This is a genomic window from Botrimarina mediterranea (assembly GCF_007753265.1).
Taxonomy (GTDB): Bacteria; Planctomycetota; Planctomycetia; order Pirellulales; family Lacipirellulaceae; genus Botrimarina; species Botrimarina mediterranea.
Map to the genome: position 1 here is coordinate 5,260,966 of NZ_CP036349.1, position 15,580 is coordinate 5,276,545.

The 15,580-nt window shown below is 65.5% G+C and carries 12 protein-coding genes; 3 read left to right on the forward strand and 9 right to left on the reverse strand.

Translation table 11 applies throughout. The features are described 5' to 3' along the window. Window positions 1–51: 51 nt before the first annotated feature. Window positions 52–1,779 carry a hypothetical protein gene (locus tag Spa11_RS20200; RefSeq protein ID WP_145383388.1) on the forward strand — a complete coding sequence of 576 codons (1,728 nt, stop codon included), beginning with the start codon at window positions 52–54 and terminating at the stop codon, window positions 1,777–1,779. Between the two features lie 82 nt (window positions 1,780–1,861). On the opposite strand, the gene Spa11_RS20205 is transcribed toward Spa11_RS20200, so the two are convergent. The 7 genes from Spa11_RS20205 to aroC all read right to left on the reverse strand — a co-directional run bounded on the left by Spa11_RS20205 (window position 1,862) and on the right by aroC (window position 11,392). Continuing rightward, window positions 1,862–3,829 (reverse strand): hypothetical protein, encoded by a 1,968-nt coding sequence (locus Spa11_RS20205; protein WP_145116149.1) that lies wholly within the window; start codon window positions 3,827–3,829, stop codon window positions 1,862–1,864. After that, complete coding sequence (locus Spa11_RS20210; protein WP_145116152.1) at window positions 3,826–4,611, reverse strand: hypothetical protein; 786 nt, start codon at window positions 4,609–4,611, stop codon at window positions 3,826–3,828. The genes Spa11_RS20205 and Spa11_RS20210 overlap by 4 nt, the downstream gene beginning before the upstream one ends. 43 nt (window positions 4,612–4,654) lie before the next feature. After that, window positions 4,655–6,346: a cyclic nucleotide-binding domain-containing protein gene (locus tag Spa11_RS20215; RefSeq protein WP_197529542.1), complete on the reverse strand. Its 1,692-nt coding sequence runs from the start codon at window positions 6,344–6,346 to the stop codon at window positions 4,655–4,657. 143 nt (window positions 6,347–6,489) lie between these two features. Then, the gene (locus tag Spa11_RS20220; protein WP_197529543.1) at window positions 6,490–7,494 is read right to left on the reverse strand and encodes a cytochrome c family protein; all 1,005 of its coding nucleotides are present in this window, start codon (window positions 7,492–7,494) and stop codon (window positions 6,490–6,492) included. Further along, entirely contained in the window at window positions 7,491–8,792 is a 1,302-nt protein-coding gene (locus Spa11_RS20225; protein WP_145116159.1) for a 2Fe-2S iron-sulfur cluster-binding protein, read from the reverse strand. Before Spa11_RS20225 ends, Spa11_RS20220 begins: the two co-directional genes overlap by 4 nt. A 185-nt stretch (window positions 8,793–8,977) precedes the next feature. Next, window positions 8,978–10,153 carry a hypothetical protein gene (locus Spa11_RS20230; RefSeq protein WP_145116162.1) on the reverse strand — a complete coding sequence of 392 codons (1,176 nt, stop codon included), beginning with the start codon at window positions 10,151–10,153 and terminating at the stop codon, window positions 8,978–8,980. Between the two features lie 99 nt (window positions 10,154–10,252). After that, window positions 10,253–11,392 carry a chorismate synthase gene (gene aroC / locus Spa11_RS20235; protein WP_145116165.1) on the reverse strand — a complete coding sequence of 380 codons (1,140 nt, stop codon included), beginning with the start codon at window positions 11,390–11,392 and terminating at the stop codon, window positions 10,253–10,255. A gap of 162 nt (window positions 11,393–11,554) precedes the next feature. Here aroC and Spa11_RS20240 point away from each other — a divergent pair, with 162 nt between their 5' ends. Both Spa11_RS20240 and Spa11_RS23660 read left to right on the forward strand, forming a co-directional pair. Next, the gene (locus Spa11_RS20240; RefSeq protein ID WP_145116167.1) at window positions 11,555–11,770 is read left to right on the forward strand and encodes an addiction module protein; all 216 of its coding nucleotides are present in this window, start codon (window positions 11,555–11,557) and stop codon (window positions 11,768–11,770) included. After that, window positions 11,763–12,062: a type II toxin-antitoxin system RelE/ParE family toxin gene (locus Spa11_RS23660; RefSeq protein ID WP_145116170.1), complete on the forward strand. Its 300-nt coding sequence runs from the start codon at window positions 11,763–11,765 to the stop codon at window positions 12,060–12,062. Before Spa11_RS20240 ends, Spa11_RS23660 begins: the two co-directional genes overlap by 8 nt. On the opposite strand, the gene Spa11_RS20250 is transcribed toward Spa11_RS23660, so the two are convergent. After that, a complete protein-coding gene (locus tag Spa11_RS20250; RefSeq protein WP_145116173.1) occupies window positions 12,059–12,805 on the reverse strand; it encodes an ion transporter in 747 nt (248 codons plus the stop codon). The two genes, Spa11_RS23660 and Spa11_RS20250, sit on opposite strands and share 4 nt — an antisense overlap. An 8-nt stretch (window positions 12,806–12,813) precedes the next feature. Further along, window positions 12,814–15,528, reverse strand: a complete 2,715-nt coding sequence (glnD, locus tag Spa11_RS20255) for a [protein-PII] uridylyltransferase (RefSeq protein ID WP_145116175.1) — start codon at window positions 15,526–15,528, stop codon at window positions 12,814–12,816. Window positions 15,529–15,580: the final 52 nt, after the last annotated feature.

Genomic DNA, 15,580 nt, shown 5'->3' on the forward strand with positions numbered 1-15,580 from the left:
GCGTCCCACAAGATTATGAACCACGGAAAACACCGATAAGCACGGATGACGTTGGCGCTGCGAACCGCTGTGATGACGCTGGCCCTGGTTGGGGCTAGTGTTGGCGTACGCGCGCAGGACGCGTTGTTTGCTCCGCCGACTCGCATCGACGGCTCCCGGTCGAACGATGTTGTGAGTGGTGAACCGCTGCGGGTGGCTTGGTCTTGTGGGGTTTCTTCGCCGGGGCAGCCGGTGGTGGGGCGGTTTGGTTTGTTTCCTCCGCCGCCCGCCGAGGGGTCGGCGCCTTCGACGCATGGCTATGAGTGCGTGGCGCCTGTCGACGAGAAGAGCCCTCCTGACGACAAGAGCAAGGGAAAAAAAGAAGCTGCACTGCCGCCGGTCGAACAGCACCCGCATTGCATCGATCCGCGAGCTTGCGAGACGGCGGTCGATACGGGCGACTTCAGCGCGGACGCCTTCTTCGCGCCGTACGACGGCTGCGGTGAGGTGGGCGTCTACAACGGCAAGTACGAAGTCCCCACGCAAAGGCCGCTCGTCGAATGGGGCATGCCCTTCTACGGTCCCGGGCCGTGGGCGATCGGCAGCGAGGTGATCGGGCCCACGAACTTGGTCGTGCCGAAGTTCTACGTTTACGGCGACTACCGCGCCGGACTCGCGCAGAACGACCTCGTCAACGACGAGCAGACGGTGCTTGCCCACCGACTCAACCTCGAGCTCGACTACTGGTTCACCTCGACCGAGCGCGTTCACGGCTTCCTCGGGCCGTTCCAGAAAGACGCCCGGTTCATGCGTGTCGTCGATGGCGAGTACATCGAAGAGCTCGACTTCTTCCAGGCCGAGACCGACACGCTGTTCTTCGAGGGAGACCTCGGGCAGATGCTCGGCGGCATCGAGGGGCGCTACGCGTCGTTCGATATGCCGATAACCTTCGGTCTCGTGCCGCTGGTGTTCCAAAACGGCATCTGGATGCAGGACGCGATCGTCGGCGGCGCCGTGACGCTGCCGGCGAAGAACTCGCCGCTCTTCGACTGGTCGAACTTCGACGTCACGTTCTTCGGCGGCATCGACCGCATTTCGTCGGGCGCCTTCGGCTTCGACGAAGACGCCGCGGCCCTCGTCGGCGCGACGACGTTCATCGAAGCGCGGGGTGGTTACTTCGAACTCGGCTATGGCTTTGTTGAGGATCAAGAGAACGGCGGCCGCAGCTACCACAACCTCGGCGTCAGCTACACCCGGCGTTACGCGAACCTCGTGTCGAACTCGGTCCGCGCGATCGTCAACGCCGGTCAAGACCCGCACGACGGCCAGCGGACCGCGGATGGCGTGCTGCTGCTGATCGAGAACACCTTCCTCACGAAGAACCCCTACAACGTGATGCCGTACTTCAACGTCTTCGCCGGCTTCGATACGCCGCAACCGCTCGCGCGGGCTGGGGCGTTTGGCGGCGTCTTGTTCAACACGGGCATCCTGTTCCAGAGCGACTTGCTCACCGGCTACCCCACGCTCGACGCCACCGGCAACAACACGTACGGCGCCGCCATCGGTGTGGACCTGCTATCGCCGGCGTTCGATCAACAGCTGATCCTCGAGATGGCGGCCTTGAAGACCATGTCGATCGCAAGCAACCGCGTCGCGGCGGGCGACCAAGTCGGCGTCGGGGCCCGCTGGCAGAAGAAGCTCTCCACCGCCACGCTCATCCGCGCCGACGCAATGGTCGGCATGCTCGATAACTCCGACGACATCAGCGGCGTGCGGTGCGAGTACCGGTGGAAGTTCTGAAAGCAGCAAATGACCAATGACCAAGCCTCAATGACCAATGAGATGCTGCCGCACCATTGCGGTTTCTAGCTCAACTCATTGGTCATTGGGGCTTAATGGCTTGCACGTGATAGTTGTGACACTTCGTGCACGAGTCGCCCGCCGCGTGGGGCTGGTGGCATTGGACGCAGCTCGACTTGGAGATCGCCGCGAACTCGCTGGCGGGGCGTGAAGCGTCGTAGCTGGCGTAGGCGCTGCGGGGGTCGGCGGTCGAATCGATGCGGTGACAATGCGTGCAGTTGGCGAGTTCGGGTTGCACGAGGTGCGGACGGTGCGAGAACTTCGTGAAGCCGCGGGGCTCGGTGAGGCGGTCGCGACCACGCCAGTTGATCGCGAGGCCGGTCGATGTCTGGTCGATGCTATGGCACTCGAAACACATGCCCGGCGCGCCGGGGCGACGGAACTCGGCAAGGCAGGCGTCGCGGATGTCGGCGTGCTCCGCAGGGAGCGCGACGATCGCGTCGAGCCACGCCCGCACGAGTGGATCGTCGTGGCCCGTTGGGCGATACAGCAGCGCGAGGCGATCGTCGTCCACCAACCAGCCGCCGCCGGTGCGACGGTCTTCGATCGCGTCGAACTGCTCCGGCGGCGCCGCGTCGCCGAGCCAAGTGGCTTGGATGCGGTCGATGAGCTCGACGGGAAGGCGACCAACATAGTCGGCGTCGGGCTTTGCGTCGTCGCCGACGAGCGACCGTAGGCGGTAGGCGATAGCGCCGTGCCCTTCTTCTTGGGTCTCGGCAAGCAACCGCTTGAGGGCGCCGACGAGAGTCGCGGCGGCGGCGACTTGGTCCTCGTCATCGGGATCGACATCGAAGAACGAGAAGTCGGCGCCAAGCGTCTTCATGGCTTTAGTAGCTGCGGGATCGGCGGCGAGCAACAGCTTGGTGAAGGCCGGCAGGTCGCCATCGAAGTCACCGGTGGCGCGCTCGGGCCATTTTCCGGCGTCGATGGCCTCGGTGTCGATCGTCGGCAGCGAAAGCATCGCGAGGCCGGCGCCGAAGCTGTTGTTGATGTCGGCGTCGTGGCACTCGGCGCAGCTGGCGTGGTAGTCTACCCGCAGGGTGAGGTCGCCCGCCGCGTCCTCTAAGTGGCACGAACGGCAGTCGAACTTCTGATTCGCCTTGGTGAAGTGCTGCTCGCTGTGCGATGCGTGGTTGAACGCGATACGGGTCCGCCGCGCGACGGGCCAGGCGCCGAAGTCGGGGTGGTCGGTCGCAAAGCTGTGGAACTGCTCGGCGTGGCAGGCTTGGCAACGGGCGTCGGTGATGGTCTTCAGATCATGCTTGGCGCCGTGGTGCTCTTGATGACACGCCGCGCAGGCGAGTGGCTCACTCGCCGACATGCCATGCGCCGGCGTCGCAACGGACGGCAGCGAAAAGCTGGCCGCCGAAACCAACGCCACTCGCGGCTTAGCGGCGCGCGGCAATGCATCGGTCGGTAGACCATGCGCCAGCAACGGCTCACGCCCCGCCGTCGCCATCTCCCTATGGCACTCAAGGCACAACGCCGACTGCGTCACGCCGCCCGCCTTACCGCTGCCGTGCCACGCCATCGCAAACCACGCTGTGGGCCCTTCATTCGCGCCGGGATGGCACGTCGCGCAACGGTTGGACCATTCCGCGCGAGCGATCACTTGAGCGTGGTGCGATGACAAGGCGCCCGGCGCCAACAGATCGTTTCGCAGGCTGCCGCCTAACAACATCAGCACCGCGCCCACCGTGAAGAGCGCCGCCCCACGCAACCAGCGGCCGCGGATCGCGCGGAGCGATCGCTTTGGTTTGCAATGTTTGACTTGGCAACAAGCGCCGTCGGGGCTTGGGCCGCCTTCGCAGGGACCGCCGCGGCCATCGCTACGGTTGCAGAGCCAGCGGTCGCCGTCACGGATCGGCGTGCACTCGCCCAGCGTGGGGCAACGGCCACCGCAACTGGGGCCTACGGCGCACGGCGTGCCTGCGGACTCGAGCCCGCATTGCCAGAGGTCGTGCGGTCGGTCGTACTGCTTGCGTTTCACGGCGTCGGCCCTCCGCGAAACGCCAGCGCCATCACGCCATGGCCGGCGCCGAGCAGCAGCAACGCCCAAGTCAGGCTGATGTGGGCGAAGAGCCACGCCTTCAGCACGCCTTGTTTGGCGGCATGGAAGTCGAGGTCGTCTTTCCGCCGTACCAGACCGAACAGCTTCTCTGCGGCCGAACGTTCGGGTTCCGTGAGGTAGCGATCGACCGCGTTCAACTCATTGAAGAGCCGCTTGCGTGCTTTCGTCGTCGGACGCAACGTGTAACGCAGCGCCCGTGGGCGACGGAAGAAGCCGTGCAGTCGGTCGGCGTAGAAGTCGGCAAGCGTCGTCGCGCCCGTGGCGTGGACGGCTTCGAGCACCACGGCACGCGCATCGCCTTGCACAACGCTGCGGAGCCGCGGGATACGCTCGAAGATGAACTGCTCGCCGGTGCGGGCCAGCTGCTTGGGGATAGTGCGAGTCAGGTAGAAGCCGATGACGCCGCTGACGAAGGCCCCGGCATAGAGCATGGCGAGCGTCCCTTCGACGGCGCCATTGGGCCAACGGCCGCCGATATGCAAGTAGAACAAGACGCTGGAGGCGAACGCCACTACGAGGTGGGCCTGCAACCACGCCTTGCTTGTCCCCAGCGGAAAGCCGGGGAGCTTCTTGCGGAGTTGGTACGCCGCCAGGAAGACGACAGCGCCGTACATCGCGTAACCCGTCGCGTAGGCCGTTCGGGCCAGCGAGGCGTTCAACTGCGACGCCCACAGCGCGCACGCTATGGCGACGCCGATCACAAGCGTGGCGTTGCGGTAGCGGCGGCGGACCTGGGCCTTGCGGTTAATGTTGGCTCCAAGCGGCGAGCGTCGTCGGCGTCGTCAGGTTGACGCGGACCAGGGCGTCGTGCGGGCAGGCGTGCTGACACGCCGGGCCGGTGGGGACGTCGACGCACAGGTCGCACTTCGTCGCACGCAGCAGCGGCTGACCGGTCGCTTCGTCGATCACGATAGCGCCAGCCGGCTCGCGGATCTCGACCATCTGGATCGCGCTATATGGGCAACTGTTGGCGCAGGTCCCGCAACCGACGCACGTTCCGTCGTTGATCCGCACAGCGCCGGTCTCTTCGTCACGATGGATGGCGCCGGTGGGGCAGCCGATCATGCAGACCGGATCGACGCAGTGCATGCACGCCTGTGCGAACTGCAACTGATCGTGGAGCAGGCCCTCGCGCGTGAAACGCGGGTTGCCGTCGTGCGTGGCGGCGCAGGCGCGGAGACAGTCGTCGCAGCGCGTGCAGCGGTCGAGGTCGATGACCATCGACTGCGTGCCGTTCACGAGCCGGCGATCGACGAGATAATCGAGCGTCCGTGAAGAGGGGGCGCCGGGCGAAGGTTGATAGACTGAGTCTTCATGCCGTGATCGCTCTCGCCAGCGGCTACGCTGCGATTCGGAGATCGTCGGCGCCACTTCGGTCAGGAATACGTCGGGCGGAATCGCGATCGCGTCGAGCCGCCCCACGGCGCGCAAGGAGCGACGCCAGATCGCCGGCTCGTTCCGTTCGTCGGCGAGGCAAAGCTCCTCGGCGCCAAGCGTGCGGCCTTTACCCAGGTAAGCAATCGTACGGTGCGCCTCGCCCAGCGCGCTGGTGAGCCGTCCCACTCCGCCGCGCACCAGGAGTACGGATTCAACCGGCGTCCCTTCCTCGACAACGATCGGTTCGCGACGGAGGCGTTCGATTGGATCCGACGTCGCGTCGAGCTTTGCCGTCGCCGACCAGTCGAACGAGCCGAACGACACGAACGACACGGAGTCCTTGACCCGCGCCAACGCGGCCGCGTCGAGATTCGCCAGCAGCGGCGTATTACGCAAATGACCATCGAGATGGTTCTGATAGAAGAGCAAGTCGATGTGCTGCCGCAACGCCGGGGTGCATTGCATCAAGTCCCGCAGACCCTGCCAGCGAATCTCTAGGAGAACGCAGTCGGTCTCGGCAATGATTGTCGCCGTGTGCGGCGACCGGGTGATGGCCGCTTGCTCACCGAACAGCTCGCCCGGCCCGAGTGCGACGGCGCGAGTCGCTTCGATCACAGCCGGCAGGTCTTGCACGAACACCCCGACGCCGGGGTGCGTCGGCGATACGGACACCGAATCGATCGCACGAACTTCCGGCGGGCCCTGACGCTTAAGCAGTCGGGCGACGGCGCGGGCCATTGCGGCGCCACGGCGCATCGGCGTGCGGCCGAGCGTCGTCGGAGGAAGGCTTTCGAGCGTGGCTCGAACCAGCCCATCGAGCACGAGGAGCGCCGACGAACCGTAGTCCCCTTCCCGGACAACGATCTCGCCAGGCTTGAATGGCACAACGCGCGTGTCGTTGCGCAGAATCTCACGTAACGGCGTCGAGCGAGGGAACGCCGCAGGGTCCATCGCCACGAATGGCGGCACGCCCAAGAGCCGATCGACCATGCGCGTTGACATGGCCGCGTCTAGCGGCTTGTCCCAGCGCTCCGGGCGTGGTCGGGCGACTTCGAGCATGAGGAGTGGGTTAGGACGGTAGGTGGGTAGTACGATAGGGAAGGTCTGTTGTGGGAGGCGTCTCCCGACGCCGATTACGGTGTCCATACCGAATCGGCGTGGTGCGCGTAATCGGCGTCTGGAGACGCCTCCTACAGGTTCGATTACTTGTATTTGTTCGGTGGTGGCAGCAGGTCGTCGATTGCGGCGAGGCGGGCGCCGTCGGCGCGTTCGGCGTACGCGTAGGCGGCGTCGCTGATGGCGTCGGCGGCCTTGTTGATCTCGGCGGCGTTGCCGAGTTTGAGTTCGAGTGTCGATACGGCGTCGAGCGCGGGCTGGATCATTGGGTCATCGAGACGCCGTTGTACTTCCCACAGCGCTTGCTTGCGCGCGGCGGCGCGGGCGGCGGCGGTGCGGGCGAACGTTCCGCTGCCCGTGGCTTTGCTGACGGCGCGGAGGCTGTATTCGAGGTCGGTCATCAGGCCGACAACGTGCATCACGCGCACGCGTGGTAAGGCGCTGGGCTCGTTCGTCGTTCCGTTCGAACGAACGAAGTTGTGCCGAACCATGCCTTGTGACCAGGCGACGAGTTCGAAGTCGGTGCTGCCGGCAGGGTGGCCGCCCACGTCGACAAGCTGCTCGTCGGGCGTCGTGTGGCAGTCGAGGCACTGCCGGGCGATCAGGTAGAGATTCGAGGGGTTGTTCATCCCGGCCGAGATGCTCGCCAACCGTCGCTGTTGGCGGGCGGTGGGCGATTCCGTCTCACGTGTCACGCCGGGCCCATACTCGGCGTGTAGTTGCACCCAGTCCGTCGCCGGGCCGTGGCACGACTCACAAGACACGCCCGAGTCGATCCGCACGCGGCCGCGCTCTTCGCGCTCGGTGTAGTGGCAGCGGACACAGGTCTCGTTGCGTTTGACGCTGCGGATGCCGAGCCGGTCGGCGATCGCCTTGGCCTCGGGCTTGCGATGGAGCGTATCGATCGTTTGGGCGTGCGGCGTACGCAGCCATTGATCGACCTCGGCCGCATGGCACTTTTTGCACCCATCGGCGCCGATGACTTTAGCCGGATCGAAGTGCTGCTCCTGTGGCGGCTGCGCGATCGCCGCCGTGGCGCACGCCACGACGATCGTGAGGAACAACGCCGCTTGTAAGCGTGTAAGTTTCACGGGTTCCTTCCCCCCTTTGCCGGAACGGCGTCGGCGTCGAGCACGACGGGTCCTTCGGGCAGGCTGATGCACGCCAGGCATTCGCCTGAGGTGAGCACGACGCCCGGCTTGCGGAGTGCGTTGACCTTGCCGTCGAGGATGCGAACTCGGCACGCGCCGCAGTTGCCCGCGCGGCAACCGGCGCCGATCGGCACGCCCGCGGCCTCGGCCATTTCGAGCAGCGAGCCCTTGGCGCCGTCCCAGACAATTGGCGTCGTCCCTGCACCGAAGCAAACCGGACTACCGAGCGCCTTCTCGATTAGCGAGGCGCCCGACTTCGTCGTGACGCTGGCGGGGCCAAACGCCTCGAAGTGGATGCTGTCCTCCGGGACGCCCCAGTCGAGCAGTTCCGGAACAAGCGTTTGCATCATGCGCCCGGGTCCGCAGAGGTAGTAGTCGAAGTTGTTCGAGGGGAGCTCACGTCGCAGCAGCTCGAGCGAGACATGGCCGCGCGAGTGATAATGGACGCCGAGGCGATCGTTCTCTGAGGGCTTCGAATAGGCGTAATGCGGCCGCACGAGTGGATTGGCCTCGGCGATTGCGTTGACGGCGTCGGCGAAGAGATGCGAGGCGCCGTCGCGGAATCCGAAGAAGGCGTAGGTCGGCGTGTTGATGCGCGCGTGCTGCACCGCTTCTAGCATCGACACCAGCGGCGTCACGCCTACGCCGGCGCCGATCAGTACGGCGGGCCGGGGCTCGCCGGGGTTGTAGAAAAACGCGCCCTTGGGCGCCTCGCACTCGATCGTCATGCCGACGCGCGCGTGGCGGTGCAGCCAACAGCTCGCGACCCCGGCGGGCACGTCGGGTGGGTTCGGCGGGGCGTCCTGACGGCGGATCGAGAGGCGGTAGTATTCGGGCCGCGGTCGGTCCGAGAGCGAGTAGCAACGCACCACTTCGTTGCCGCCCGGCCCCGCCGGAAGCGAGAGCGTCAGGTACTGACCCGGGATGAAACGCGGCAGCGGCCGGGCGTCGGGGCTGGTGAGGAACAGCGACTTCACGTCGGCAGTTTCATCAACGACTGCCGAGACGCGCAGCGGGCGGCGGCCGTCCCAAGCGAGCTTGCGTGCGAGCCGCGCGCGAGCCGACTCGGCGGCGGCGTGGACCTCGATGCGAAACGCCTCCGCGTCGGCGTCGCTTTGCAATCGCCGCTGGAGGCGCGAACGCCATACTCCCGCCGCGCCAATCGCCGCTTGCCCCGCGACGACGAGGCACATCGCGGCGCCGCTGTAGAACAGCAGCGGGTCGCCGGGTGAAGGCATAGACGCAATGGGGCGGGACGGAAGACGGACAGGGAGCGTCGTCTTTTAGCACCCGAAGCGGTTTGCCAGCAACACGAGCAAGACAAAGGCGAGCCGGCGACGTTAGTCGTCGGTGTGAAGCGGGTACTCAGGTTCCACCGACGAATAATGTCGCCGGCTCGCCAGATCGCTAGCTTCGCTAGCGATTACTTCGACGACATCCCCGGCAGACGGCTCGCCATCTCAATAGCGCCGGCCGTAGCCGGGAGCTCGGCAACTTCATCGGGGCGCCAGGCTTGTACGAGGCGCTGCACCGGTAGCGGACGCAGGCTGGGCTGTTTGAGGAGGGCTTCGCCGTCGTGCTCGACGACGGCGTGGGCGACGGCGCCGCTGCGTGTCTCGCCGTCGATCTCGCCACAGCCGGCGACGATGATGAGGCCGTTCCTGTCGAGTTCGACTTCGCACGCCAGCTGGGTAAATTCAAACCATGCATGCTGGGTGGGGTCCTGGTATCGATCCCAAAGGGGTTGAAACACGTCCATCGATAGATGACGGCTCATGCCTTCGACAAGCGGACGAGCCAGCCAGCCATCGCGCAAGTCGAGGCGACCTGCGAAGCGTTCAATCTTCTCGCCGTGCCAAGTGAGCTCAAACGCGTCGACGGCGCCGCGCTCCGCTTTGAGGCAGTCAAAGCCGATCGAGTGAAGTTCCAAGCGACCGTCGATGGCGCCGGAGACGGGGCCGCCGTCGAGCGGCGTTGTTGCGGTAAGCGTGCCGGCAAAGCTATGGCGCTGAACAGCAATGGCGTGCAGCGACCGACAAGGAATCCAGACCACGGCGACGGGGCGCGATGCTTGAAGCTCGGCGTTACAGACGCCATTATCGATCTTGGCGACGAGCGTGTCGCCGCCTGCGCAAGCGAGTTCTGCGACGCCCCGCGCAAGCGAGGCGGTCACTCGTTGGTAGTCGTCGCAGCCATCGACCGAGAGCGTGGCGATCTGGCCTTCCGCGACAACGCCCGACTGGAGCATCTGCAGGGCCCAAGCGTCGGCGGGTTGCCGGACCGAGACGCTCTTCGCGGCAAACTGCACGCCACCGTTGCCCAACGTCACTCTCACTGCGTCACAGGTGGCGAACTCGCGACCATCGTTGACGCTAGCGAGCGTGACGCGTCGTAGCTCGTAGACACCCGGCCGTGGCGTCGCCAGGGATTCATAGGCGATGCTGGCGCCGAGACGTTCACCAACCACCGCTAGCAACTCGTCCGCATAAGACGGCCGCAACCGCCCCGAAGTAAAACCCGCCACCGCTAGCGTCGGCAGCACGCAGCCGAGAACGAATAGCAAGCGGCAGAGGCGGCGCTGGGTCTTTTCGAGAAGCATAGATCGAAGTGGGAAGTGCGAAGTTGGAAGTGGGAGATACGGGAAGCAGGCCGTTCGGCCCGTCATTCCCACTTCCAACTTCCGACTTCCCACTTCGCGCTAGCGTTGCCTTGCCATCTGGAGGAAAAGTTCGTAGCGAGCCTTCATCTCTTCGAGGCTGTCGCTACCGAACTTATCGACCAGGGCGGCCGCGATCTCGAACGCGACTACCGCTTCGACGATGATGCTCGCGGCGGGAACTGCGCAGACGTCCGAGCGTTCGTAGCTCGCCACGTCTTCCTCCTTTGTCTGGAGGTTCACGCTTGCCAGCGGCTTGGCGAGCGTGCTGATCGGCTTCTTGGCGGCGCGGACGATAAGGGGCTGGCCGTTGGTCATGCCGCCTTCGAGGCCGCCCGCGTTGTTGGTAGGGCGGGTGAAGCCGAGGTTGGGCGTGTCGCGCTGCGACTCGTCGAAGTGGATCGGGTCGTGGACCTTCGAGCCGGGGCGGCGGGCCGCCTCGAAGCCGAGGCCAATCTCGACGCCCTTGATCGCCTGCACCGCCATCACTGCCTGCGCGAGGCGGCCGTCGAGCTTGCGGTCCCACTGGGCGTGCGTCCCGAGGCCGATTGGCAGGCCATCAACGCGTACTTCAACGACGCCGCCGAGCGTATCGCCCGCCTTGCCGGTCGTCTTGATGTGTTCCTTGATCGCTTCGTCACGCTCGGGGTTGAGGGCGTAGACCTCGCTCTTGTCGCGGATCGCACGGAGCTCGGCGATCGTCCCCTCGACAGGTTCGATCCGCTCGCCGCCGAGTTCGACGACGTAGCCGATGGTTTCGATTCCGAATTCTTTAAGGAGCAATTTCGCTAAGCCGCCAGCGGCGACGCGGACGGCGGTTTCGCGCGCGCTGGAGCGCTCAAGGATCGGGCGGATGCCGCCGAGGTGCTTGATGCTGCCGGTGAGGTCGGCGTGCCCGGGCCGGGGGCGCGGGAGGTCTTCGAGCCGTTCGAGCTTGTAGTCCTTATTGACGACTTCCAGCGCGATCGGCGAACCGAGCGACACGCCGTGCCAGATGCCGGTGCGGACCTGGACGGTGTCGGTCTCGATGCGTTGCCGCCCGCCACGGCCGTAGCCCCCTTGGCGGAGCTTGAGGTCGGCGTCGATGCCGGCGGTGTCGAGCGTCACGCCGGCGGGGAAGCCATCGACCAGGGCGAGGAGCGTCTGGCCATGCGATTCACCGGCGGTCCAGTAGCGGAGCATCTTTGGGAGGGGCCAGGGGCTGAGGGGATAGGGGCCAGGGTATTGGAGCAAGCCCTTTAGTTTAGTTGGCGGGCGGGGGGGCCGCCACGGGCGAGTTTGACGGGGGTTTGAGCCTGACAGATAATGGATGGTGTCATTTCCTCAAGTCTCCAAGTGATCGCAATGAATCTCGACGAGTTATATGGTTTGCCGATCGGCGAGAAGCTCGATCTTGTCGAGCGACTCTGGGACGACATCGGCGCTTCGGGCGAGCCGCTGCCGCTCCCCGAGTGGGTTAAGGAGGAAGCGTCCCGGCGACTGACGGAGATGAAGGCTAACCCGTCCGCCAATCTGACAGAAGAAGAAGTCTGGAGACGGGTGGACTTGAGCCGTGGCTAAGCAAGTCGCATTCCATCCGCTTTTCGACTGCGACATCCGAGAAGCCGCATCTTGGTACGACCGCCGGTCGCGGAGCCTTGGCGACGCCCTAGTTAGGGAGGCCAAATCAAAGGTCGCCGACATCCAACGAAATCCGCAGCATTACGGGCGTTACTTCGCCGAGGCGAGATACGCTCAGCTCAGTCGGTTCCCATATGTAGTCCTCTTTGAAGTTACTGGAGACACGATCTACTTTGCTGGCGTCCTGCATACAGCACGCGATCCTTCTAAATGGCGTGAACGGCTTAACTAAACGCCCACCTCTTCGATCTCACGATCGTCTTCAATCTGCCTTGCCCTCGTGAGCGCGCTCGCCACCATTGCCGTCGGAGCTGCGACAACCCCGAGCCCCACCAGCAGCACGAAAAAAGTAAACACGCGTCCGCCGACGGTGATTGGATAAACGTCGCCGTAGCCGACCGTCGTGAGCGTCACTACCGCCCACCAGAGCGAATGAAAGATCGAAGCAAACGCCTCCGGTTGCGCTTCGTGCTCAAACTGATAGATCCCCGCCGCTGCGACAAAGAACAAAATCAGCGCCACGGCTAGGAAGAGCACCAATTCTTCCCAAGCAATCTTTAGAGCCAAGTGCAGCCTGCGAACGGCGGCGTTGTAGCGAGCCAGTTTGAAGAGCCGTAACAGTCGGACGAGCCGTAACGCGCGAATTGTCCTGCCGTCGAAGGCGATCCCAAGCAAGGCCGGTGCAATCGCCAAAAAGTCGATAACGCCGAAAAACGATGTGGCGTACTTGATTGGCCTACTCGCGACAAACAATCGCAAGAGGTACTCCATCGCGAAGACCGTGACGGTAACCGCCTCGAACACTTCCAGAGCATGACGCCAGCTCGGCGATAAAGTGGGGAGTGTCTCGATCGCGAATGTGATCATCGAAACGACGATCAAGCCTTGCACGACAGTGGTGAACAGACGACCCGATCGAGTGTGCGTTGACTCAACTACCGGTCGTAAGCGGCGGCGTAGATCGCGGATCGACATAGCCGCTGTCACCCTTCCCCTTCAATCACATCCATCAACCGCCGACTGACCTCGCCCAACAGCTCGTCGTCGGCTGGTTTGCCGCCGTCGCGGCGGGTGACGTAGAAGACATCGACCACTTGGTCGAGCGAGGTGGCGATCTTCGCGAAGCGGATCACGAGGTCGCACTCGTGCAGCGTGCGGGCGAGGTCGTACAGGAGGCCCGCGCGGTCGATCGTAAAGACCTCGATGATCGCGCAGTCGTCGGAGAGCGACGTGTCGATCCGCACCTCGTTGGGCATGCCCGACAGCGCGCGGGCGGCGCGGGCTTTGTCGGCGCCCCAGACCTGCGGGAGCTTTGGCGGTTCGGTGCTGTCGACCGAGTGGACCATCGCGGTGGCGATGCCGCGCACGCGGCGGTTGGCCTCGGCGGCGTTGCCGGCGGCGTTGGGGTCTTCGGCTGTGTAGCGGAGTAGCAGCACATCGTGCGCGAGCAGCGCGGTCTCGGCGGAGAGGATGCCGAGGCCCTTGCTCGACAGGGCGCCCGCCATGCTGGAGAAGACGCCGCGCCCCGCGCCATTGGCGACGGCGGCGACCATCTCGACGGTCGAGTCGTCCGCTTCGTAGCCGCCCCAGGCGTCGACACCGTGCTTGGCGACGCTGTCGGCCGGCGGGGCGTCGCCCGACATGACGCGCGCCAAGCGTCGCAAGACGCCCGCCAGAGCCCCGGGCGACCGGGTCGGCAAGAACGATTCGGGCAGGGACTCGAACAACTCGTGATAAAGCGGCGACTCGCGCTCGTCGGCGTTGAGCAAGTCCCACACCGCGGTGCGGACGGCGCTGCGGCGGTCGTCGCTCGGCTGGTCGCGGTCGTCGAGACGGTCGACCGTCTTGGAGTAGAGGTCCGCCAGGACGTTGACCTTCCAGTCGTTGAGCACCCCCGGTCCGACGGCCGCCATGTCCGCGCACGTGAGCACGAACAGCATCCGCAGCGTCTCGTGCGAGCCAACGAGTTTGGCGAAGTCGGCGACGACAGCGGGGTCGCTCGTGTCGCGGCGAAACGCGAGATGCGACATGCTGAGGTGCTGCCGCACCAACAGGGCGAGGCGCTGCGACTGCTCGTCACTCAATCCGAGTCGTGCGGCGGTCTCCAAGGCAATCTGCTCGCCGACGACGCTGTGGTCCCCTTCGCGGGCCTTGCCGACATCGTGCAGCAGCAGCGCAAGGTTCAGCAGCGCCGGGTCGCCAATCTCTCGATACGCGGCGCCGAGCGTGTCTTGCCGCTCGGCGAACGCCGCGGCTACCTCGACGGCGCGGAGGCTGTGCTCATCGACCGTGAACTTGTGGTACTGGTTGAACTGCAGCAGACAGCGGACCTCCCGGAACGCGGGGATCACTCGCTCCAGCACCGTTAGGTCATGCGCGCGACGCAAGTACTCGGCGAGGCCGGCGGGCTTCTTGAGCGCCTTCATGAATCGCTTTGCGGCCGCGGCGGAGAGGTCGTCCGGCAAGTCGTGCGCGCTGCGATAGACGGCGTACCAGGTGTCCTGGGCGATCCAGGCGTCGTGCTGCCGCGCGAGGTCGAGCATCCGCAACACCTCCTCGACACTCGTCGCGAGCTTGGTGCGGCCCGCCTCGGTGGCGGCGATCTCGCCGAAGCCGACGCGGTAATCGTTGGTGATCGACTTCGACAACACCGGCTGGATCACCCGCGCAACGGTGCGGCGGCGTGTCGTCAGGTCCGAAACTCGGCGGGCCAGGAACCAGACAAAGCCGGCGTGACGGAAGTAGTCGCGCATGAACTGCTCGACCGGTCGCAACGCCTCGCTGCCCTGGTAGCCGAGCGCCGCGGAGACGCGGAGCTGTTCATGGCGGTTGAGCGTATCGCTCGCCTGTGTCGCGCCGAATTGCAGTTCGTTGCGGACCCGCAGCAGAAAGTCGCGTGCGGTGGTGAGCCGGTGGTGGTCGAACTTCGACAACGCCCCGGCGGCGAAGACGCGGTCGAGATCGCTGACGCCCAGCTGCACAAACCACAGCCAACGCAACAAATGAATGTCACGCAACCCGCCGCGCGAACGCTTGATGTTCGGCTCCAAGAGGTAGACGGTTTCTCCGTACTTCTTGCGTTCGCCGCGGCGGGCTTCGACGAACTCGGCGCAGGCGGCGGCGCCGCGGCGCTGGGTGGCTGCGCGGAAGGTTTCGCTAAACCGTTCGTAGAGCGGCTGCGACCCGATGACGTGGCGCGACTCCAAGAGCGAGGTGGCGATCATCGCGTCGCGCTTGGCGAGCTGGACCGCTTGCTCGGGCGTGCGGAGGCTGTGGCCGAGGTCGAGGCCGACGTCGAACAGCTCCGACGTGAGTCGGCGAGAGAGCGTCTCCGCTACATCGGCGCCGGCCGTCGTGTGGAGGACCATCAGGTCGATGTCGGAGTGCGGCGCCAGTTGCCGGCGACCGTACCCGCCGTGGGCGACCAGCACACACTCGCTGGCCAGCCTGCCGGCGTCAGCGGACGACAGCGTCTCGGCCGCCGCGCGCCACAGCCGCACGACGACCGCGTCGGCGGCCGACGTGAGCCGCGCACAGACCTGCACCGCCGGGAGACCTAGCGAGTGCGCAAGCCGTATCTTATCGCGAGCCGTTTGGAGCTCGTGTTTGGCTTCGGCGATGTAGGGCGGGATCCGCGCGTGCGGGTTCGCCGGCCCCATCGGCTGGGGGGCGTCGTTACGCTGGTCGGACGCTCTCAAGTCACGACCCTCGGCGGAGCGGCGGGACCCACGGGGGAGAAATGAGGGGGTG

Coding starts and splice junctions, on each gene's coding strand:
- aroC (WP_145116165.1), bottom strand. CDS start 11,392: ATGCTCCGCTACTGGACCGCCGGTGAATCGCATGGCCAGACGCTCCTC.
- Spa11_RS20215 (WP_197529542.1), bottom strand. CDS start 6,346: ATGCTCGAAGTCGCCCGACCACGCCCGGAGCGCTGGGACAAGCCGCTA.
- Spa11_RS20240 (WP_145116167.1), top strand. CDS start 11,555: ATGAATCTCGACGAGTTATATGGTTTGCCGATCGGCGAGAAGCTCGAT.
- Spa11_RS20225 (WP_145116159.1), bottom strand. CDS start 8,792: ATGCCTTCACCCGGCGACCCGCTGCTGTTCTACAGCGGCGCCGCGATG.
- Spa11_RS20250 (WP_145116173.1), bottom strand. CDS start 12,805: ATGTCGATCCGCGATCTACGCCGCCGCTTACGACCGGTAGTTGAGTCA.
- Spa11_RS20230 (WP_145116162.1), bottom strand. CDS start 10,153: ATGCTTCTCGAAAAGACCCAGCGCCGCCTCTGCCGCTTGCTATTCGTT.